Raw genomic sequence first — 20301 nt, 5'->3', positions numbered from 1 at the left:
CCCGGCGGATAGAGTCGATTGCGTTTGTGCGATCACTGAAGCCCCGGTCCGGGGCGCTGAGGAGCCGTCGGTGCGCCACCTCGATTCCATGCATTCCGCGCGGCTCGCCGCCTACGGGAGCGTGGCGATCCGCCTGTCCCTGCTGAGCGACAGGCGGCTCGGTGATGTCGTGGCGTCCGCCTCCGCGGCCGGGTCCGGCATCGGCGGCAGGTCCGCGGAACTGGACTTCGACGGGACGCGGATCTTCGTCAAGAGAGTGCCGTTGACGGACGTCGAGACCCGGCCGGAGAACGTCCGGTCGACGGCGAACCTCTTCGGCCTGCCGATGTTCTACCAGTACGGAGTGGGCTCGGCCGGATTCGGCGCCTGGCGGGAACTGGCTGTCCACACCATGACCACCCACTGGGTCCTGGGGAGGGAATACGAAGGCTTTCCGCTGATGTACCACTGGCGCGTCCTGCCGGACTCCCCTCCCGAGGACTTCATGGACGAGTTCGGGGGCATCGACGGAGCGGTGGCGCACTGGGAGGACTCGCCGGCCGTACGCGAGCGGCTCGAGGCCATCGGCCGGTCCTCCTGGAGCCTGGTGCTCTTCCTGGAGCACGTGCCGCAGACACTCGGTACGTGGCTGTACGAGCATCGGGAGAGCACAGCGCCGCCCGGCGGCGGCTTTCCCCACTCGTGGGTGGAGGATGCCCTGGCGCAGGGTACGGCGTTCATGAGCTCGCGCGGGCTCGTGCACTTCGATGCCCACTTCCGCAACCTCCTGACCGACGGCCGGCTGATCTACTTCGCGGACTTCGGGCTGGCCCTCAGCTCGGGTTTCGAGCTCTCGGCGGCCGAGGAGCGGTTCCTCTCGGAGCATCTCGCCTACGACCGCCACTACACCGCGAGCCATCTGATCCGCCATCACCTCGTCGACCGCTTCCGGGGCGGGACGGACCCGGACGCGTTCCTTCGGGAGTGGATCGCAGGCCGAAGGCCCGACGGCGTTCCGCCCGAGATCGCGGCGATCTTCGAACGACATGCACGGGCCGCTGTCGTTCTGGACGGGTTCCACCATCGGCTGCTCTCCGGGAGCAAGCGGACGCCGTTTCCCGCCGCCGAGCTCGACCGGGCCACCGGAGCCTGAGGATCGGTTTCACGTGCTCGGCACTCAGAACCCGTCGCCCCGTCCGAAGGTGGCGTTGTACGCGCGCGGGACTGCGTGCCGGCCGTGGTCCCCGTCGGCGCAGGTGTTCTCCTGCCGCGGAGGTTCCGCGGCAGGAGAACCGGAAGGGCACCCGTCAGGTGCGGTACGCGTAGTAGTTCGCGTTCGGGTAGGACGCGATGATGCTCGCGAGCGACTTACGGTACGTGTTGGTGGAGTGGTACGTCAGGTACGGCATCCCGGCACTGCTGCGGTAGGTCACCATCATGGAGTGGTCCTTGGACCCGTCCCGGTTGAAGTCCACCTGGAGGATGTCTCCCACGTCCGCCTGGTAGACGTTGGCCAGGTTGGCGGCCCGCTGGTTGGACAGCGTGAACCAGGCCCACTCGTTCACGCCGATCCAGGAGTCGGACTGGCGCTTGCCGTCGTACCACCAGTTCCGGTAGTCCGACGTGGAGCCCGGAACGGGCTTCCAGCCGCCCGCCTTCAACGCCTGGCTGATGAAGTTGGTGCAGTCACCCCCCGCCCCGTTGTACTTCCGGTACGCCGGGTTGTAGTTGCTCCAGTACTTCTCCGCGTACTTCGCCATCGCGGCGTAGTTGTAGGCTCCACCCGTCTTCGCCTTGGGCTTCGGAGTCGCGGGGTACTTCGTGGATGCGGGAGTGCCGTCCGGGTACTGGTTCCCGTCGTCCTTGACGACGTTCGTCTTAGCCGCCACGGGCTCGTTGACCGCGACGGGGCCGTTGTCCTGGGACGTGATCGAGGTCAGCTCCCAGGTACCTCCCCGCTTGCTGGTGAAGGTCAGTTGGTAGCGCGTCCCGATGTCGGTCGTCGCCGGCTCGTCCCCGCGGAGCTTCTTGTACGTGAGCGTGGTCTGCTCCGTGACCTGGACGACGGCCTTGCCGCCGGTGACCGTGGCCCGGTCCACGACGACGCGGGTGTCGGCGTTCGTGTAGGCCTCACCGAGCTCCGCCAGTCGCGTCTTGCGGGAGCGCAGCGACTCGAGGGCGGCGTCCTCGTCCTTCTTCAGCTGGGCCGACATGCGGGCCTTCTGGCCGCCCTGGCCGGAGCCGTGACGCCCCGTCTGATCCTCGACCAGGGCCTGCGTGCGCTGGGAGAGCACGTCGTCGGCCAGGCGGGCGAAGGTGTCGGCGGTGGCGCGGTCGGCGTCGCGGGGTCCGGAAGCCGCGGTCGCGGAGTACGCGAGCATGCTTCCGGACACCAGGGCCACGGTCAGGGCCGCGATGGCGGCGGGCCTGAACCTCTTAGGTATCACTCTGTTTCCCCTTATCGCCCGGTTCACACGAACCGGGGACGGAATCTTCGCACAACTACACGACTGTTTCGTCACGTTCCGCTTCGGCGACGGCTGCCTGACCGGAGTAGCCCCATGCGTCGCCGACTTGCCTCCGTTTGATCACCGGTGGTCGTCCCCGGGATGCAGTGAGTGATCCCGCCCACCACCGGTCCCTGCCTCACAGCAAGTGCATTTAGGGTGTGCGGGAAAGCACAGCAGAGGGGGGCATTCGGAGTGGGCGGGAAGGATATGGCTGGTAGGGGGCTATCTCAGGATGCGCGGGCGGCCTCGGAGGGCAGCGGCGGAGCCGTCCCGGGCCGCCGGGGAAGGTCGGGGTCGCGAGCCAAGCCCCGGGCGCGTTCCACCCGGCTCGACGCACTCGCGTCGGCCTTCGCCGCGGCGCGAACGCAACTACGGCGCCTGCGCCCCGAGTTCCCGCGGCCGGGCCGCACCGGCTGGCGCCGGTGGATGCCCTCGTGGCGCCATTGGCTGGGCATCTGCGTGTGCGCGTTCCTGGGTCTGGTGGGCTTCGTCTCGATCGCGTACGCAACAACCGAAATACCCGACGACCTCAACTCGTTCGCCAAGCAGCAGGACAACGTCTACTACTGGGCCGACGGCTCCACGATGGCCCGGACCGGCTGGGTCAGCCGCCAGGAGATGCCGCTGGACAAGGTGCCCGCCAAGGTTCAGGGAGCCGTGCTCGCGGCCGAGAACTCGAGCTTCTACTCGGACCCCGGAGTCTCGCCGTCCGGAGTTCTGCGCGCGGTGGGCGCCGCAGCGACGGGGGGAGAGACCCAGGGCGGGTCCACCATCACGCAGCAGTACGTGAAGAACGCCTACCTGAACCAGGACCGCACCCTCTCCCGGAAATTCACCGAGCTCATGCTCGCCCTGAAGATGGACAATCAGAAGAGCAAGGACCAGATCCTTGAGGACTACCTCAACACCAGCTGGTTCGGGCGCGGTACCTACGGCATCCAGCGTGCGTCGCAGGCCTACTACGGCAAGGACGTCTCGCAGCTCAATCCCAGCGAGGGCGCCTTCCTGGCCTCCCTCCTCAAGGGTGCGGCCCTCTACGACCCCACTCTCGGCAAGGAGAACCACGAGCGGGCCGTCGAACGCTGGAAGTGGATCCTGGACCGCATGGTCGAGACCGGCCGGCTCTCGCGCGCCGAGCGCGCCACCTACACGACGTTCCCCGAGCCCTCGGCCTCGTCGCTCGTCGGCATACCCGGCGCGCAGACCGGCTACCTGGTCGAGATGGCCAAGGCCTACGCGGTCAAGTCCGGCCACATCGAGGAGTCCGAGTTCGACCTCGGCGGCTACCAGATCTACACGACCTTCGACCGGGAACGGATGACCGCGCTGACCGCCGCCGTCCAGGAGGCCAAGAAGGGCTTCGACGCCGAACGGCGTCCCGACACCGACAAGCACGCCAAGATCGGCGCGGCGAGCATCGCCCCCGACGGGCGGCTGCTCGCCGTGTACGGAGGCCCCGACTACCTGAAGCAGGGCTTCAACGAGTCGAACGCGACGACGATCCCGGTCGGTACGGCCTTCACGCCCATCGCCTACGCCGCCGCGCTCGACGAAGGGGTGCTGCGCACGCGCGGCAAGGACCGTACGCCGGTTTCCCCCTCCAGCACCTACGACGGCAACGACCAGGTCACCGTGCAGACACCCGAGGGACCGTACTGGGACCGCAGCGGCAAGGTGGTGAAGGGGCGCAACGACGGAGGCCGCAACTGGGGCCCGGTGACCCTGCGCCAGGCCGTGGCCAACTCCGTCAACACCCCCATGCTCCAGCTCGGCCTCGACGTCGGCCTCGACCGGGTGGAGGCCTTCGCCCAGCGCTCGGGGCTGCTCCAATCGAGCCTCGGCCCACGGATCCCCACATTCGCCCTCGGGGAGAACTCGACGCCCAGCGCGATCCGGATGGCCGGCGCCTACCAGACCTTCGCCGCCGGCGGCATGCACACCGACCCGTATTCGGTGCGCTCGGTCACCCGCAACGGCACCGCCGTGCCGATCGACGCACCGAAGCCGACCCGGGCCATGACGGACAAGACCGCTCGCGCGGTGACGGACGCCCTGCAGGACGCCGTCACGGAGGGGTCGGCGAAGACGGTGGGCAAGGCACACCCCGGTACGGCGGGCAAGACCGGGACGACCGCCGCGAACACGGCGGGCTGGTTCGTGGCCAGCACCGAGGCCGAGTCCACGGCGGTCGTCGTCTACCGGATGTCGCTCACCGACCTGGTTCCGCTGCCGCTCACGGGGCTGGGGGGCGACGCCCCGGCCACGCTCGGCAGCGAGCGGGCGGTGCGCCTGTGGGGTGACTACATCAAGGCGGTGAAGTAGGCCGGGCTGCCGGGCGGCACGCCGCCCGGCACGGCTACTTGACCAGTTGGGTCCAGTCCGGTGCCTGCGCGGGATCGAGCGAGCGCAGTCGGGCCAGGACCTGGGGGTCCTGGGCGTCGAGCCAGTCGGCCAGTTCCCGGAACGACACGCAGCGGACGTCCTGGCGCGGGCAGACGTCCTTCATCACGTCCTCGACGGCCTTCATGTAGATGCCGCCGTTCCAGTCCTCGAAGTGGTTGCCGATGAACATGGGCGCCCGGCTGCCGTTGTAGACCCGGTTGAAGCCGTTCATGTACGAGCCCCGGGTCTGCGCCTGCCAAGCGGGGAACTTCGCCGGGTCGCCCTGAGTGCTGTCACCCGACTGGTTGAAGAGGAAGTTGAAGTCCATGGAGAGGACCTGCACCTCCTTCCCCTGCAGCGGCATGAGCTGCAGGGGGAAGTTCCATATGTCGTCCTGCTTGGTCGGCCACAGTTGGAAGTCTCCCGAGGAACTCGCGTCGTAGCGCCAGCCGTACGGCTTGATCGCGGTCAGGAGGTTCTTCTGGCCCTCCAGACAGGGCGCACGGCCGCCGACCACCTCCCGGTCCGGGTCGAAGGGCAGGGGTGCTTCCTTGGTGAAACCGGTGTTCGTCTTCCAGTTCTTGATGAACGAGTACGTCTGGTCTATCTCGCTCTTCCATTCGGCGGGGCTCCACTCCCCGCCGCCCTTGGGCCCGCAGAAGTGCCCGTTGAAGTGCGAGCCGATCTCGTTGCCGTCGGTCCAGGCACCGCGCAGCTGCCCCAGCGTGCTCTTCACGTGCGGGACGGTCGGGTACGAGATCGCGGCCGAGCCCGGGCTGTGCTGCGGCGGGCGGTAGAGCGTCTTCTTGCTCTCCGGCAGCAGGTAGATGCCCGTGAGGAAGAAGGTCATGTGGGCCTTGTTCTGCTTGGCCACCTGACGGAAGTGGGAGAAGAGGTGGTCGTCGCCCTCCAGCGCGCCGTCCCAGGAGAACACCACGAACTGCGGTGGCTTCTCACCGGGCTTCAGCCGCTCGGGCTTGAGCTGTCCCGGCTGCGGTCCGGTGTAGGAGGTGGAGCCGTCTCCGAGCACCTTGACCTTGCCGTCCCAGGCCTCTTCCGGGACCTTGGCGGCGGCGGCCTCGTCCGCCACGGCATCCGGGGCCGTGGGCTTCGCGTCGCGCTGGGCGGTGTCCGAGGAGTCGCCCAGCGTGAAGGCGTACGCGGTTGCGGCGGCCCCGCCCAGGGCGATCACGGCCATGCCGATGCCCAGGCGTCTGCGGTTCTGTGCCTTCCTGTGCATCTTGCGGGTCTTCCGGGACTCCGTCCGGACGTCCGGAGCGGTGTCGGTGTCGGCCATCTCAGTTGTTCCCCCTGATCACCGCAGACGGGCCGCGTGCTGATGGTTCGTATGAATATAGAACTTGTCGGCACTCCTCCCGCACTCCGGATCCCTGTGCGTCAATTCACAGCCACTTTTGGCCCGGCACCGGGAACCGGCGTGTCGGCACCTCCGTCAAGGGCGTGGGGAGGCATCGCCTCCGGTGGAGAGCGGTGGCTGTCCATGACGTCCCGCCACATGTGCGGCCGACCTGCGGACTTCGACGGTGTGGCGCCAGGAATGGGGTCAAGACGTGCAGCAGGCTGGTCGGCTCAGGCGAGGAGTTCGGTGAGCACGGCCATCTCGGTGGGCGGATCGACAACCGGCTGAATGAGGAGTTCGTCGACGCCGGCCTGTTCCAGGGTGGTGATACGGGCGAGGAGGTCTTCGCGGGTGCCGACCAGGGCCAGGGTGTTCATCAGCGAGGGCAGGACCAGGTCCCGGTCCTGCGGTGCGATGCGTCCGAGGTAGTCGGGGTAGAGCTTGATGTGCCGGTCCGGCGCCGTGGCGGTGGTGCCCCGCCGGTCGAGGAGCCGCCGCACCGCCTCGCGTTCCTCGGGGCGGAGCTGCTCGGCGAGGGCGGGTGTGTCGGCGGCCGTGTCGGCGGCGAAGGCCAGCAGCGACAGGACGAGATGGCCCGTCGCGTCCCGGGCCGCGTCGCCGTGGGGGTCCTCGTTCTCGTCGAGCAGGTGGAGCGAGGTGACCACGTAGGAGTCCGCCCGGGCGCCCGTGTGGGAATCGGGGCCCTGGGCTGCGTGGCGGCGGGTGTCGTGCAGCGCGTGCCAGGCGGTGGGGTCCAGCAGGCCGAAGGAGATGAGGCCGGTGCCGCGGCGGCCGGCGACGGCGGCGGCTTTCGGTCCGAGCAGCGCGGCCACGACGAACTCGATCGGGTCGGCGGTGTTCACGTGCGCCCCGGCGTGCAGGAACCGGATGTCGCGGACCCGGTCACCTTCGCGGTACTCCGTCGAACGTCCGGCGCACAGGTCCTGCAGTACACGGGTGAAGTTCTCCAGCCCGGCCGCCGTGGTCGGACGCATGCCCAGGGTGCGCCGGGAGGTGTTTCCGGTGCCGACTCCGCAGATGATCCGGCCCGGTGCCAGGGCGTTGAGGCTGGCGAGCCCGCTCGCGGCGGCAGGGGCCGAGCGCAGCGCCGGTGAGGTCACGCCGATGCCGAGCCTGATGCGGCTGGTGGCCTTCGCACACAGGCTCAGGGCGACGAAGGGGTCGCCGTGGACCATCGGGCTGTCGTTGACCCAGAAGCTGTGCAGGCCCAACTCCTCGGCCCGCACGGCGAGGTCCTCCACACCGGGCTGCGCGGCGACCACGACACCTGCACGCATCAGGGCCTCCAAGGCGTGAGGACCGAAGTCGACCTGCTCAGCATGGCAGGTCCCGGCGCCCGTGGCGTCCGAAGCCGGCGCTGTCGTGCGCCGACGGGAACCAGCTCCCGGGCCCACACGGTCGTGGCCGTGGTCGTTCTCCCGAGGAAGGAGGTCACACGACCTCCGGTCCACCCGTCAAACCGCTGAACGACCGTGCGTCGGCAACGGCTGCTCCGCCGGCGTCGTTGTTGAAGTAGGCGAAGACGTCCGCGTCCCGGGGCCAGGTGTCCGCGATCCGCTTCGCCCAGCTCCGCAGGGCCGCAGGGCCGTACCGGGGCGCGGGCCGGGAACGGCCCTCGTGGAAACGTACGTAACCCCAGTCGGCCGTCCGCCACAGCGGTGTCACGGGCCGCGACCGGCGGTCGGCCCAGCACAGGGCCGCGCCGCGGCCGACGAGCACGGAGCGTACGTCCGCCGTCCACCACGACTCGTGCCGTGGTTCGACGGCGATGCGAGTGCCGGTGGGAAAGGACGCGAGGCAGGCGTCGAGCGCGGGAGGGTCGGCGCGCAGCGTGGGCGGGAGCTGGAGCAGGACCGGACCCAGCCGGTCGCCCAGGGGAGCGGCGTGCTCCATGAGCCGTCGGACCGGCTCCTGCGGGTCACGGAGGCGTTTGACGTGTGTCAGGAACCGACTGGCCTTGACGGCCATGACGAAGCCGGGTGGGGTCCGTGCGCGCCACTGGGCAAACGTCTCCGGCGACGGCAGCCGATAGAAGGCGTTGTTGAGCTCCACGGTGGGGAAATGCCGTGTGTACTCCTCCAGCCAGAGCCGCTGGGGCCGGTCCGATGGGTAGAGAACGCCCGACCAGTCCCGATACTGCCATCCCGAGGTGCCGACGAAAACGGCCATGTGGTTCGCCTGCCCTCTCGCGCGCTGCGCACACCGCCAAGGCACGAGGGGGAGCAATGCCTTCGCGGGGCGTTGCCGGGTTTCTCCTTCCAGGACCGGGCAGGTGCCTTGTGGAGCCACGGCGGAAGGAGGAGGTATGGGCATACCCGTCCTCGATCGGTCCCTGCCCCGCAGCGGGCAGCCCACGGCGTCGGCTCGCGATGCGACCCGTGCCTTTCTTCACCACGCGGCCCGCGTTCGGCCGCCCACCCGGCCCGGGAATGACGACGCCGTGCTCCTGGTCGTCGGGGAGCTGGTCGCCAACGTCATTCGCCACACCCAGGGGCCCGCATCGCTCCATCTCGAACTGAACGGTGATCACATCGACATCTGCGTCACCGACGCCAGCCCCGACCCGCCCAGGCCGGGCCCGCCCCACATCGACGGAACCGGCGGCTGGGGATGGCAACTGATCGATCACCTCACCACCGACGTGCACATCGAGCCCACCCCCGACGGTGGCAAGACCATCTGCGCCCGCGCCCCGTGGTAGCGGCGCCGGAGGCCGGCGTCGACCGTTGCGGTGGGCGGCGGGTCAGGTGCGGAGGCGGCCGTTGGTGCCGTCGTGGCTGTCGGCCTGTTCGTCGTCGAACCAGTGGCCGCCGGCCGCGAGGTAACGGAAGGAATGGGCGCTGTTGCTGGGGAGCGTGACGGTTGCGGCGCGGGTTCCGTCCCCGCGGGGAGTCAGGGGGTGGGCGGCGGGATTCCAGTGGTTGAAGTCTCCGACGACGCTGACGGGCCCGTCCGGCGTGTTGTCCGGGAGGGTGAAGGTGACCTGGGTACGGCCCTTGAGCTGCTTGCGTTCGAGCACTGAAAGACTCCAGCCGCGAAGAAGGGGGAATCGGTTCGTGCATCCTCTCGCTGCGGTGCGTGTGCACGCTGGTACGGGGCCGTGGGCCGGGCGCAGGTCACCCGGGTGGCCGCGAGCCGCGAGCCACCGGCCGCCGGGCCCCACGGCGCGGGGCGGGGGCCGTGGCAGGCCGTTGCCTGCAGCTGACCGGCAGTCCCGCTCTCCACCCGTCTCGGCCGGACCCGGGGCCGGTCGAGTGGTCTGCAGGGGAAACGGGACGGATGCGCGAGCGTGCGCGGGCATACGTAGTCCTGGTCGGCGCGGTTCCCCCGAGTCCAAGCCCATGGGCGCCGCCCGCACGTCGACCGGCGTCGAGGGCTGACGCATCCGGACCGCGCCGACTCCGGCATCGGCGGTGCGGTGCGGCCCCTGGGGCGGCGAGGAGGAGCGTCCGCTTAAGGCGCGCTCCGACGGGCAGGGGCCTCATATGTCGATCGCCCGTTCGGGCCGGTCCGCCCGTCGTCGGCCGAAGTCGTACAGGAGTGTAGTGATGGCGTACGTGACCAGGTGCTCCACGGAAAGCGAGGTCCCGGGCGGGTGCCCCCGAGGTGCCGTACGTGTGGTGGGTGCCCCGTGTGCGGGTTGAGCGGGGAGATGCGCTTCGACGGTAGACGGCCGGACCTCGCCGCGATCGAACGCATGGCCGATGTCCTGGAGTCGCGGGGACCGGACGGCCGCGGGGCGTGGTCGCAGGGCGCTGTGGCGCTCGGGCACCGGCGCCTGAAGATCATCGATCTTTCCGAGCGCGGTGCCCAGCCCATGACCGATGCGCAGCTGGGTCTTACCGCGGTCTTCAACGGTTGCGTCTACAACCACCGTGAGCTGCGTGAACGCCTGGAAGGGCTCGGGCATCGCTTCTTCTCCCGCTCCGACACCGAGGTGGTCGTCAAGGCGTACGCCGAGTGGGGCTGGGAGTGCGTCGAGGCTCTCATCGGCATGTTCGCCTTCGCCGTGGTCGAGCACCACACCGGCCGTGTCGTACTGGGCCGTGACCGGCTGGGCATCAAGCCCCTGTACGTCACCCAGGACACCGACCGGCTCCGCTTCGCCTCCTCCCTGCCCGCCCTGCTGGAGGGCGGGGGAGTCGACACGTCCCTCGACCCGGTGGCGCTGCACCAGTACCTGAGCTGGCACGGTACGGTCCCGGCGCCCCGCACCGTACTGGCCGGCGTACGGAAGATCCCGCCGGCCACCGTTCGCGTCGTGGAGCGGGACGGCACGCACCGTGACCACTGCTACTGGCAGCCGTCGTACACCCGGCACTCCGAGCTCGGCGAGGACCCGGCGCTCTGGCAGGAGGCGGTGCACGACGCGCTGCGCACGGCGGTCCGGCGGCGCACGGTCGCGGACGTCCCCGTGGGCGTGCTCCTGTCGGGCGGGCTGGACTCCAGCCTGATCGTGGCGCTGCTCGCCGAGGCGGGGCAGGAGGACCTCGCGACCTTCGCGATGGGCTTCGAGACGGAGAACGGCGAGGACGGAGACGAATTCCGGTTTTCGGACCTGATCGCGCGACGGTTCTCGACCGACCACCATCAATTCATGATCCCGTCCGACCGGCTTCCGCCGGCGCTGGAAGCCGCGATCGGCGCCATGAGCGAGCCGATGGTCAGCCACGACTCCGTCGCGTTCCACATGCTGTCGGAACAGGTCTCCAAGGAGGTGAAGGTCGTGCTCTGCGGCCAGGGCGCGGACGAGGTGTTCGCCGGCTACCACTGGTACCCGCGGATCGCCTCGGCAGCCCGGCCGGCTGCGGACGAGGCGTATGCGGACGCGTACTTCGACCGGACGCACGCCGATCTCACCGCCATGCTGCACCCCGCCCTCACCGCCGACCACGACGCCTCGATGGGGTTCGTCCGGGCGCACATGGCCGCACCGGGGGCCGCGACCGCTCTCGACGCGGCCCTCCGCATGGACGTCCACGCGCTCATGCCCGACGACCCGGTCAAGCGGGTGGACAACATGACGATGGCCTGGGGCCTGGAGGCGAGGGTGCCCTTCCTGGACCACGAGCTCGTCGAGCTGGCCGCCGCCTGTCCTCCGCAGCTCAAGGTCGCGCAGGGTGGCAAGGCCGTGCTCAAGGACATCGGACGCAAGATCCTGCCCCTTGAAGTCGTCGACCGCCCGAAGGGCTACTTCCCGGTGCCTGCGGTCCGGCACATGGCCGAACCCGTGCTGGCTCGCGTACGGGCCGCCCTCACGGCCCCGGAAGCACGCCGACGCGGCATCTTCGACCAGCGCCTGGTCCACGAGCTTCTTGAGGCGCCCAACCGCCATCGCACCAAACGCGGGGCCAACACCCTGTGGCAGGTCGCGTCGTTGGAAATCTGGCTGCAGACGCACGGTATCCACTGAGCGAACCACTGAGCGGTCGGCACTTGGAAGCGGAAGCCCGGGAGAGGCGGCCCATGCCCCAGGAGCACACGAACTCCCTGAAGCACGTGCACGCAGCACCCCGCGGGACTGCCGGTCCCCCCGGCGCCGGAGCGCCCCCGGCGGACCCGGTGCCGGCCCCCGCGCCGGTTCGGATGCCCGGCCATCGCGGCGTCGACCCGCCGACCCTCCTGGCCGCCCACGGATGCTGGTACCCCTCGGCCGACCCGACGGGCGAGCACGTGGCGTTCATCTGCGACCGGGCCGGGGTCCCCCAGCTGTGGAGCGGGCCCGCCCGGGGGGCGGAGGTGCACGTGCTGGACGGCGACCCCGACCCGGTGACCGAGGTTTCCTGGTCGCCGGACGGGCGGTGGATCGCCTACACCTCGGCGCCGGGGGGCGGCGAGCACACCCGGGTTCTGGTGGTGCGCCCGGACGGAACCGGACGTCAGGTACTCGCGGGCGCCGAACCGGGCAGCTCGGCTCACCTCGGGTGCTGGACGCGTGACGGCGCCGCCCTCGCCGTCACGGTCGCCCAGCCCTCCCCGGCGGGCTCGGAGCACGCCGGACCGGGACATCTGCCGCCGGACGCGGAGGGCGCGCCGCCGGCTGACGGAAGGACACCGGGCTCGGCATGGTCCGAGCGCGGCGGCCCGGCCACCCTGCTCGAAGGAGGGGCCGCGCAACAGCTGGTCCGGCGGGGCCCCGCGCCGTCCGTGCTCGGAGCGGTCCCTGCGGTGGCGGGCGGTGCGTCGGCCGCCGGCCTCGGCCCGGCCCGGAGCGGCGGGCTGGCCGCCTACCTTGTGGACCCCGACGGAGCCACCGGACCTGTTCTGCTGTTCGGCGAGGAGGGAGCAGCCTCTCTCCGGGTCTGCGACATGAGTGCGGACGGCCGCTTCGCGCTCGTCCGACGTGGTCCGCGCGGCCGACGGGAGGCCCTCGTACTCGACACCGCTGCGGGCCGCACCACCTTCGCGCTGCACGTCGCCGACGGGGACCCCTGGATCGGCCGGTTCTCCGCCGACGCGAGGACACTGTGGCTGCGCAGCGACGCGGAGCGGGAGTTCGCGGCCCTCCTGCGGGTACGGCTGGACGAGGAGGGCCGGTCCCAAGGCCTGTCCGTAGCCGCGGAGCGGGAAAAGTCCGCCCTCGATCTGCTGACCGTGCCCGGCCACGGCCGGTGGGCCGTCCTTGCCTGGAACGCCCACGGCGCGACCGAGTTGGAAAGCGTGGCACTCCACCTCCGCCGTACGGACGGCGACATCGGACCGCGACACCATCCGGTCCTGCCCCACGAGGTGGTGACTCGCATCGCGCCCTTGGAACGCGGCGGGCTGTTCGCCGCCCTGTCGGGATCCCGGCGCAGGCCCGGCATCTGGGAACTGGACGAGGCCCTCGTCCCCGCGCGCACCGGCTGGTCGGCGCGGGACGAGGACGCGGTCCCGCCCGGGCGGCCCCCCGTACGCCCGATGCCCCTGCGCTGCGAGGCCCGGGACGGGCTCGTCCTCGGCGGCTGGTACTACCGTGCGCCGGAGCAGGACCCGGGCCGCCCGGCCCCGTGCGTGATCCATCTCCACGGCGGACCGGAGGAACAGGAACGGCCCGTCTTCAATCCGCTCTACCACGAGCTCCTCGGCAGGGGACTGGACGTGTTCGCCCCGGACGTCCGCGGCTCGTCCGGCTGGGGCCGGTCCTTCGTGGACGCCGACCTCGGCGCCGGCCGGTTCGCAGCGATCGACGACGTCGCCGACTGCGCCGCGCACGTGGTCTCGCTCGGGTACGCCGACCCGCTGAGGCTCGGGGTGATGGGCCGCTCGTACGGCGGCTACCTCACCATGGCCTCCCTCGTGTGGCATCCCGACCTCTTCCGCGCCGGGGTCGCCGTCTGCGGGATGTCGGACTTCGCCACCTTCTTCGCCGGTACGGAGCCGTGGATCGCCCAGTCCGCGGCCGCCAAGTACGGCCATCCCGAACACGACCGGGAACTGCTGCGCGCCCTGTCCCCGATGAGCCGCATCGATCAACTGCGAGCCCCCGTACTGGCCGTGCACGGGGAGCACGACACCAACGTGCCGCCGACGGAGTCGGAGCAGTTCGTCCGCGCGGCACGCGACCGCGGCGTGTCGGCGCGGCAGCTGACGTTGCGCAACGAGGGCCACGAATTCCTGCGGGCGGACAATCGGCGGCTCTACCGGCGCGCTGCCGCGGACTGGCTGGAACAGCATCTCGGCCCGACCCCGTGATCAGGCCGCCAGGAACGAAGCACACGGCCGAGGTGCTTCTGACGGCCCTGACCGACCTGGCTGCGCATGCCGCGGAGCGGGGTCGGGGCGGCCGTGTCTCCATGAGTGGCGCCGGGGTGGAAAGCCGCCAGGTATGACACCTCTGCCGAGCCGAGACCGAAGCCGCGACCGTGAGGGGGACAGCACCCTTACGTCCACCTCACCGCGCGACGGAGCGACCGGCTCGCGTATCGAAGGCTGATCGCCCTGGCCGGCTGATGCTGCAGTCGGCCGAGGATCCAGCGGTAGAGCTGGATCAGGACCACTTCGAACAGCCTGTCCGCCAGTACCCGACTCCCGCACCGAACGTCCAGCATGTGGGGTTCGTCCGACGACCCCCGTACCCCGTACCGCCGTCCTGCTCGGCTTCGCGCTCAAGCTGGTCGAACCGCCGAGGCGCCCTCACCGGCGGTTCGGGCCTCGAGGTCGACTTCGAAGGGGTGCCGGGTACCGGGTGCTGCCCGGTACCCGGCAGCTGCCACCCCCTCCACGCCCCTGTGTGCGGGACCGTCGGCTCACTCCGGGAGAGGTCGGAGTGGACAGCGTCCGGTTCCCAGGGCGGCGGCCGTACGCCCGGCTCGGTCCAGGCCGCCAGGGCCTCGCCGTCGACACAGACGATGCCGCACGTGGCGGCGTACTCCAGCGCAGGCGCGGTGAAGTGGCCGGTGGTGACGACGATCGCCACGTCGGCGTCGTGGACGGCGAAGCACGTCCCGCCGAAACGCTGCAAGTCCTGCGAGCCGACCCGGTTGTCCTCGGCGTAGTGCTTGCACTGCACGATGACGCGCAGCCCGTCCGGGGTCGTGGCGATCACGTCGGCGCCCAGGTCGCCCGCGCCGCCCACTACTTCCACCGGGGTGCAGCCGTCGCGTACGCAGAGAGCGGCGACGGTGTGCTCGAAGCCGTCGGCATCGGCCGCGCCATGGTCCAGCGCATCGGCTCCCACATCCGGCGGATCCGTCGCGGGCCGCACGCCCATTGCGGAGCGCACGCCAGTCGCGGAGCGCCCGCCCGGGTCGGACGCTGCCGAGGAGCGACGCCCGACGGGGGACACGCTCCATCGGGCGAACGCCACGCCGATCAGCAGCACCACCGCCGTGGCCATCGGCAGGACCGGCATCCGCGTCCCGGCCGCCGAGGCGGCCTTGACGAAGACGGCCAGTCCGCCCACGGCTGTACCGACGAGCCCCACGGCGAGCACCAGATCGCGCCCGAGGGTCGCGCCGCGCCGCGCGACCCCGCTCCTGCTTTCCCTCGATGCCATGGGGTCAGCGCCCACGGCCCCGGCCGCGGACCGCCCACCCGTGGCCGATGCCGGCGACGTGGAGCGCGAGCGCGGCGAGGCCGATCAGCATGAAGTTGGTGGAGCTGAACACTTCGTCGGTGCTGATGGTGGCGGCGTTGATGAGGAAGGCGATGAAGAACAGCACTGCGGCGGTGATGCCGAGCATGTCCATGCCCCTTTCGGTCGGTGACGGCCGTGTTCCCCGTGCGGGCCGGATCATGAGTGGCTGCCCCAGCAGGGTTTCGCTGCGCGGTACGGGAGCAACTGGTCGCCTGGCTCGCGGAGAAGCCCCCTGGAATGCTTGGCGGGCGGCCGTCGGGACACAAGCGGGGTGTGCTGAAGACACTTGCCCTGATCCTGCCCGGCGCCGCGGCGGCGCTCGCCGCGGTCGCCGCCGTCCTCCTCTCACCCTGGTGGTGGGCCGTGGCCGTGCCGTTGCTGCTGCTCGTCCTGGTGGCCTCGTACGACCTCCTGCAACGCCGCCATTCCGTCCTGCGGAACTACCCCCTGCTCGGTCACCTCCGGTTCGCTCTGGAGGCGCTGCGGCCGGAGATACAGCAGTACTTCATCGAGCGGAACATCGACGGCAGCCCCTTCGACCGCGACACCCGCAGCATCGTCTACGAGCGGGCCAAGGGCACCGACGCAGAGGAGCCCTTCGGCACCGAGCGGGACCTCCTCCGGCCCGGCAGCGAATACCTCACCCCGTCCATGGCCCCGCACCCGGTACCAGCCGATCCGCCGCGGATCCGGGTCGGCGGCCCCGACTGCACCCAGCCGTACGACATGTCGCTGCTCAACGTCTCGGCGATGAGCTTCGGCTCCCTGTCCGCCAACGCCGTCCTCGCCCTCAACACCGGTGCGCAGCTCGGCGGTTTCGCCCACGACACCGGCGAAGGCGGCGTGTCCGAGTACCACCGGCGACCCGGCGGGGACCTCGTGTGGGAGATCGGCACCGGATACTTCGGGTGCCGTACCGACGACGGGGGCTTCGACGAGCGGCAGTTCGCCGAGAGGGCCGCACACCCGCAGGTCAAGTGCGTGTCGCTGAAGATCAGTCAGGGTGCCAAGCCGGGCATCGGCGGCGTCCTGCCCGGTGCCAAGGTGAACGCGGAGATCGCGCAGGTGCGCGGTGTGCCGCAGGGGGAGACCGTCGTCTCGCCGCCGTTCCACCGCGTGTACTCCACCCCGCGCGAGCTGGTGCGCTTCCTGGCCCGCATGCGGGAGCTCGCCGGCGGCAAACCCGTGGGGTTCAAGCTGTGCGTCGGCTCGCGCCGCGAGTTCCTCGCCGTGTGCAGGGCCATGCGGCAGACGGACGTCACCCCCGACTTCATCGTCGTCGACGGGGCGGAGGGCGGCACGGGCGCGGCACCCCTGGAGTTCGCCGACCACGTCGGCCTGCCTCTCGGCGACGGCCTGATGACCGTCCACAACGCCCTCGTCGGCTCCGGGCTGCGCGACCGCATCCGCATCGGAGCCTCCGGCAAGGTCGCCACCGGCAGCGACATCGTCAAACGCCTGGTCCAGGGCGCCGACTACACCAACTCGGCCCGCGCCATGATGTTCGCGATCGGCTGCATCCAGGCCCAGCGCTGCCACACCAACACCTGCCCCGTCGGGGTCGCCACCCAGGACGAGCGGCGCGCCCGCGCCCTGGACGTCGGTGACAAGGCGCAGCGCGTACGGCGCTACCAGGAGGCCACCGTCAAGAGCGCGCTGCAGATCATGGCGGCCATGGGTGTCGACGACGCGCGCGGGCTGCGCCCCCACATGCTGCTCCAGCGGGTGGACCCGCACACCGTCCGCTCGTACGCCGAACTCCACACCTGGCTCGCCCCCGGGGAACTGCTCGCATCACCGCCCGAAAGCTGGGCAGCCGACTGGAAGGAGGCCGACCCCGACCGCTTCACCCACTCCATTCGCCGAACCGGCCGCTGAACCGGCAAACGAAGGGCAGTCCCGTGGCACGCACCGTCGCCCACGTCATCGTCGACGCACTCGAGGAACTCGGCGTCCAGCACGTCTTCGGCGTCGTCGGAGACGCCTTGAACCCGCTGACCGACGCCATCCGCACCTCCGCCGGCCTGAACTGGATCGGTTGCCGGCACGAGGAGGCCGCAGCCTTCGCCGCCTCGGCGCAGTCCCAGCTGTCGGGGACCCTCGGAGTGTGCATGGGCACGGTCGGACCCGGCTCCGTGCACCTGCTCAACGGCCTCTACGACGCCGCCAAGAGCCGCACGCCCGTCCTGGCCATCTGCGGCCAGGTCCCCCTCGCCGAGATCGGCAGCGACTACTTCCAGGAAGTCGACAACGACCTGCTCTTCCGGGACGTCGCCGTCCACCGGGCCACCGTCACCACCCCGGACCAGATGCCGCGCCTGCTCGAATCGGCCGTACGCGCCGCCGTGACCCAGGGCGGAGTGGCCGTCCTGACCGTCCCCGGCGACCTGGGTGATCAGGAGCTGAGCGACGACAGGCCCACGCGGTTCGGCCTCGACCGCGCCGTCACCCGGCCCGACGACCCGGCCCTCGCCCGGGCCGCCGAGCTGCTGAACGCCGCGTCCCGGGTGACCCTCCTCGTCGGCCAGGGAGCCCGCGAGGCCCGTACCGAGGTCCTGCGGACCGCCGAACTGCTGGCGGCGCCCATGGTGCTCACGCTGAAGGCGAAGGAGGGCTTCGAGGACGACAACACCTTCCAGGTGGGCCAGACCGGTCTCATCGGCAACCCCGCCGCCGCCCACGCGCTCGACAGCGGGGACGTGCTCTTCATGCTGGGGACCGACTTCCCCTACCGGGAGTGGTACCCGAAGGACGCCAAGGTGATCCAGGTCGACTCCCGCGAGGACCACCTGGGACGCCGCACCCCGGTGGACGTGGGCCTGGCCGGCGACGTCGGCGCCACGCTGCGGGCCCTGCTGCCGCTGCTGAAGGCGGTCCCGGACCGTGCACACCTCGACGACGCCCGGGAGCGATACCTCCGCTGGCAGGAGGGACAGCAGCGGCTGGCCGACCCCGCACACGAGCACCGCTGGACCGGGAAGCTGCGGGCCGCCCTGGACAACCGCGAGCACGCCATCCGCCCGGAGGCGCTGGCCGCGGCGGTGGACGCCTGCGCCGACGCCGACGCCGTCTTCACCTCCGACACCGGCATGGCCACCGTCTGGCTCTCCCGCTTCGTCACCATGCGCGGCCACCGCCGACTGATCGGCTCGTACAACCTCGGCTCGATGGCCAACGCCATGCCCCAGGCGCTCGGTGCCCAGCTGTGGGCACCCGACCGGCAGGTCGTCGCGCTCTGCGGGGACGGCGGGCTGAGCATGCTGCTCGGCGACCTCATGACCATCAAGACGTACCGGCTGCCGGTGAAGCTCGTCGTCTTCGACAACCGCCGCCTGGGCATGGTCAAGCTGGAACAGGAGCAGGCGGGCCTGCCCGAATTCGGCACGGAACTCGACAACCCCGATTTCGCCGCGGTCGCCACCGCCCTCGGCCTGACGGGGATCCGGGTCACCGACCCGGCCGAGCTGCACGAGGGCGTACGCCGCGCCTTCGAGACACCGGGGCCGGTCCTGCTGGACGTGCTCACGAACCCGGAGGAAGTGGCCGTGCCCGGCAAACCGACCGTGGCCCAGGGCTGGGGTTTCGCCGTGGCCAAGGCCAAGGAGCTCCTGCCGGGCCGTGAGGGCTGACGGCCGCCGCAGGACGCTGGCGCTCGGGCCCGGCAGGTCCCTGGTTCAGTCCGCCGTCCGGCCGTCGACGGGGATGTTCAGTCCGTCGGCGAGGGCGGTGAGGGTAGCCCCCAAGGGGAGTGCGACGCGGGTGGCGGCGTGCCGGTCGCCCCGGGTCGGGTCCCTGTTGACGATCAGTACGGGTTTTCCCGCCTGGGCTGCCTGACGGACGAACCGGAGCCCGGACATCACCGTCAGCGAGGACCCCAGGACCAGGAGCGAGGTCGCCGCATCGACCAGTTCGCGGCAGCGCTCGACCCGGTTCGGGGGAACGGTTTCGCCGAAGAACACCACGTCGGGTTTGAGGATGCCGCCGCATTCCGAGCAGGGCATGACGGTGAAGCCTCCGACCTGTTCGTCGGTGAGGTCGGCGTCACCGTCCGGATTCAGCCGGGCGGTCCCGGGATCGAAGCCGGCATTGGCCTCTTCCAGCCGCCGGGCGAGTTCCCGGCGTGCGCCGGAGGCGCCGCAGGAAAGGCATACGACCCGGTTCAGACTTCCATGGAGTTCCACCACGTCCTTGCTGCCGGCGGCCTGGTGCAGGCCGTCGACGTTCTGGGTGATCACCGCCGAGAGCAGGCCGTGCCGCCCGAACGCGGTCACGGCCCGGTGCCCGGCGTTGGGCCGGGCGCGGCCGAAGGTGCGCCAGCCCAGGTGACTGCGTGCCCAGTAGCGGCGCCGGGCCTGCGTGCTCGTGGTGAATTCCTGGTAGGTCATCGGGGTGTGCCGGCGCAGGCTTCCGTCCTCGCCCCGGTAGTCGGGGATGCCCGACTCCGTGGAAAGGCCCGCCCCGCTGAGCACCAGCACGCCGCCGGTCCTCAGCGCGTCGGCGACCGGCTCCGGATCCGTGCTGCCCGGCCGCGGGTCCTCGGTGGGGGTCCAGCTGAGAGTGGGGCGCGTACGCATGCAGCCAGGGTACGGAAGCCGCCCGGCCCCGGCACAGGACCGCCCCCTCGTGCGGCCACGTACGGGATCCGCCGCGCTCCGCTTCAAGGCCGCCGGCCGGGGAAGGCGCGAAGGGACCGAGTCGAACGCCGGGCGCGAGCCGTCCCGGCATCCACCGGTCTGCTCCGCCGCGGCGGCGGCGGTCTACTGGGGTGACCGACACCCCGGTGAAGGGAGTGCGGCCCCGGCAACACTGATCACCAGCCGCAAGCCCGACGACCTCGATGCCTTCTGCACCACGCTCGTGAAGGAGTTCACCCTCGCGGCGCAGGCGTGAGCGGGGTTGCGGTGTCGCCGACCCCGCCAGGGATGTTCGTCCCCTGCGGACACCTCTGTCGGCTCGCGCGCGAGCTCCGGGGCCGGGGGTCCCCACCGCAC

The 20301-nt window shown here is 70.9% G+C and carries 16 protein-coding genes; 8 read left to right on the top strand and 8 right to left on the bottom strand.

The window, feature by feature from the left end; translation table 11 throughout:
* Nucleotides 1–88 precede the first annotated feature (88 nt).
* On the top strand, nucleotides 89–1132 hold the full coding sequence (locus ACWGE1_RS09490; protein ID WP_453419980.1) for a protein kinase family protein: 1044 nt from the start codon (nucleotides 89–91) through the stop codon (nucleotides 1130–1132).
* A gap of 154 nt (nucleotides 1133–1286) precedes the next feature.
* On the opposite strand, the gene ACWGE1_RS09485 is transcribed toward ACWGE1_RS09490, so the two are convergent.
* Entirely contained in the window at nucleotides 1287–2426 is a 1140-nt protein-coding gene (locus tag ACWGE1_RS09485) for an amidase domain-containing protein (RefSeq protein ID WP_453419941.1), read from the bottom strand.
* A 489-nt stretch (nucleotides 2427–2915) separates the two neighbouring features.
* Between ACWGE1_RS09485 and ACWGE1_RS09480 the strand changes: the two genes are divergently transcribed.
* Nucleotides 2916–4811 (top strand): transglycosylase domain-containing protein, encoded by a 1896-nt coding sequence (locus ACWGE1_RS09480; RefSeq protein ID WP_453419940.1) that lies wholly within the window; start codon nucleotides 2916–2918, stop codon nucleotides 4809–4811.
* Nucleotides 4812–4845: 34 nt separating this feature from the next.
* On the opposite strand, the gene ACWGE1_RS09475 is transcribed toward ACWGE1_RS09480, so the two are convergent.
* The 3 genes from ACWGE1_RS09475 to ACWGE1_RS09465 all read right to left on the bottom strand — a co-directional run bounded on the left by ACWGE1_RS09475 (nucleotide 4846) and on the right by ACWGE1_RS09465 (nucleotide 8421).
* Nucleotides 4846–6168, bottom strand: coding sequence for a hypothetical protein (locus ACWGE1_RS09475; RefSeq protein WP_453419939.1), 1323 nt, complete (start codon nucleotides 6166–6168; stop codon nucleotides 4846–4848).
* Between the two features lie 293 nt (nucleotides 6169–6461).
* On the bottom strand, nucleotides 6462–7529 hold the full coding sequence (locus tag ACWGE1_RS09470; RefSeq protein ID WP_453419938.1) for an LLM class flavin-dependent oxidoreductase: 1068 nt from the start codon (nucleotides 7527–7529) through the stop codon (nucleotides 6462–6464).
* Nucleotides 7530–7683: 154 nt separating this feature from the next.
* A complete protein-coding gene (locus ACWGE1_RS09465) occupies nucleotides 7684–8421 on the bottom strand; it encodes a DUF72 domain-containing protein (protein WP_453419937.1) in 738 nt (245 codons plus the stop codon).
* 136 nt (nucleotides 8422–8557) lie between these two features.
* On the opposite strand from ACWGE1_RS09465, the gene ACWGE1_RS09460 reads away from it, so the two are divergent.
* Nucleotides 8558–8953, top strand: a complete 396-nt coding sequence (locus ACWGE1_RS09460) for an ATP-binding protein (RefSeq protein ID WP_453419936.1) — start codon at nucleotides 8558–8560, stop codon at nucleotides 8951–8953.
* Between the two features lie 42 nt (nucleotides 8954–8995).
* Here the strand turns inward: ACWGE1_RS09460 and ACWGE1_RS09455 are convergent, their stop codons facing one another.
* Nucleotides 8996–9271 (bottom strand): isoamylase early set domain-containing protein, encoded by a 276-nt coding sequence (locus ACWGE1_RS09455; RefSeq protein WP_453419935.1) that lies wholly within the window; start codon nucleotides 9269–9271, stop codon nucleotides 8996–8998.
* A gap of 612 nt (nucleotides 9272–9883) precedes the next feature.
* Here ACWGE1_RS09455 and ACWGE1_RS09450 point away from each other — a divergent pair.
* Both ACWGE1_RS09450 and ACWGE1_RS09445 read left to right on the top strand, forming a co-directional pair.
* Entirely contained in the window at nucleotides 9884–11665 is a 1782-nt protein-coding gene (locus ACWGE1_RS09450; RefSeq protein WP_453419934.1) for an N-acetylglutaminylglutamine amidotransferase, read from the top strand.
* 173 nt (nucleotides 11666–11838) lie between these two features.
* Nucleotides 11839–13926, top strand: coding sequence for a prolyl oligopeptidase family serine peptidase (locus ACWGE1_RS09445; protein WP_453419933.1), 2088 nt, complete (start codon nucleotides 11839–11841; stop codon nucleotides 13924–13926).
* Nucleotides 13927–14221: 295 nt separating this feature from the next.
* Here the strand turns inward: ACWGE1_RS09445 and ACWGE1_RS09440 are convergent, their stop codons facing one another.
* A complete protein-coding gene (locus ACWGE1_RS09440; protein WP_453419932.1) occupies nucleotides 14222–15229 on the bottom strand; it encodes a restriction endonuclease in 1008 nt (335 codons plus the stop codon).
* A gap of 4 nt (nucleotides 15230–15233) precedes the next feature.
* Nucleotides 15234–15416: a hypothetical protein gene (locus ACWGE1_RS09435; RefSeq protein WP_453419931.1), complete on the bottom strand. Its 183-nt coding sequence runs from the start codon at nucleotides 15414–15416 to the stop codon at nucleotides 15234–15236.
* Nucleotides 15417–15547: 131 nt separating this feature from the next.
* Here ACWGE1_RS09435 and ACWGE1_RS09430 point away from each other — a divergent pair, with 131 nt between their 5' ends.
* Nucleotides 15548–17188 carry an FMN-binding glutamate synthase family protein gene (locus ACWGE1_RS09430; protein WP_453419979.1) on the top strand — a complete coding sequence of 547 codons (1641 nt, stop codon included), beginning with the start codon at nucleotides 15548–15550 and terminating at the stop codon, nucleotides 17186–17188.
* A 23-nt stretch (nucleotides 17189–17211) separates the two neighbouring features.
* Complete coding sequence (locus ACWGE1_RS09425; protein ID WP_453419930.1) at nucleotides 17212–18939, top strand: thiamine pyrophosphate-dependent enzyme; 1728 nt, start codon at nucleotides 17212–17214, stop codon at nucleotides 18937–18939.
* A gap of 45 nt (nucleotides 18940–18984) precedes the next feature.
* Here ACWGE1_RS09425 and ACWGE1_RS09420 read toward each other — a convergent pair whose 3' ends face one another.
* Entirely contained in the window at nucleotides 18985–19884 is a 900-nt protein-coding gene (locus ACWGE1_RS09420; protein ID WP_453419929.1) for an NAD-dependent protein deacetylase, read from the bottom strand.
* A gap of 49 nt (nucleotides 19885–19933) precedes the next feature.
* Between ACWGE1_RS09420 and ACWGE1_RS09415 the strand changes: the two genes are divergently transcribed.
* Nucleotides 19934–20200 carry a hypothetical protein gene (locus ACWGE1_RS09415; RefSeq protein ID WP_453419928.1) on the top strand — a complete coding sequence of 89 codons (267 nt, stop codon included), beginning with the start codon at nucleotides 19934–19936 and terminating at the stop codon, nucleotides 20198–20200.
* Nucleotides 20201–20301: the final 101 nt, after the last annotated feature.

The sequence above is a fragment of the Streptomyces sp. NPDC054932 genome (genome assembly GCF_053610205.1).
This window is presented reverse-complemented; position numbering and strand designations above follow the sequence as displayed.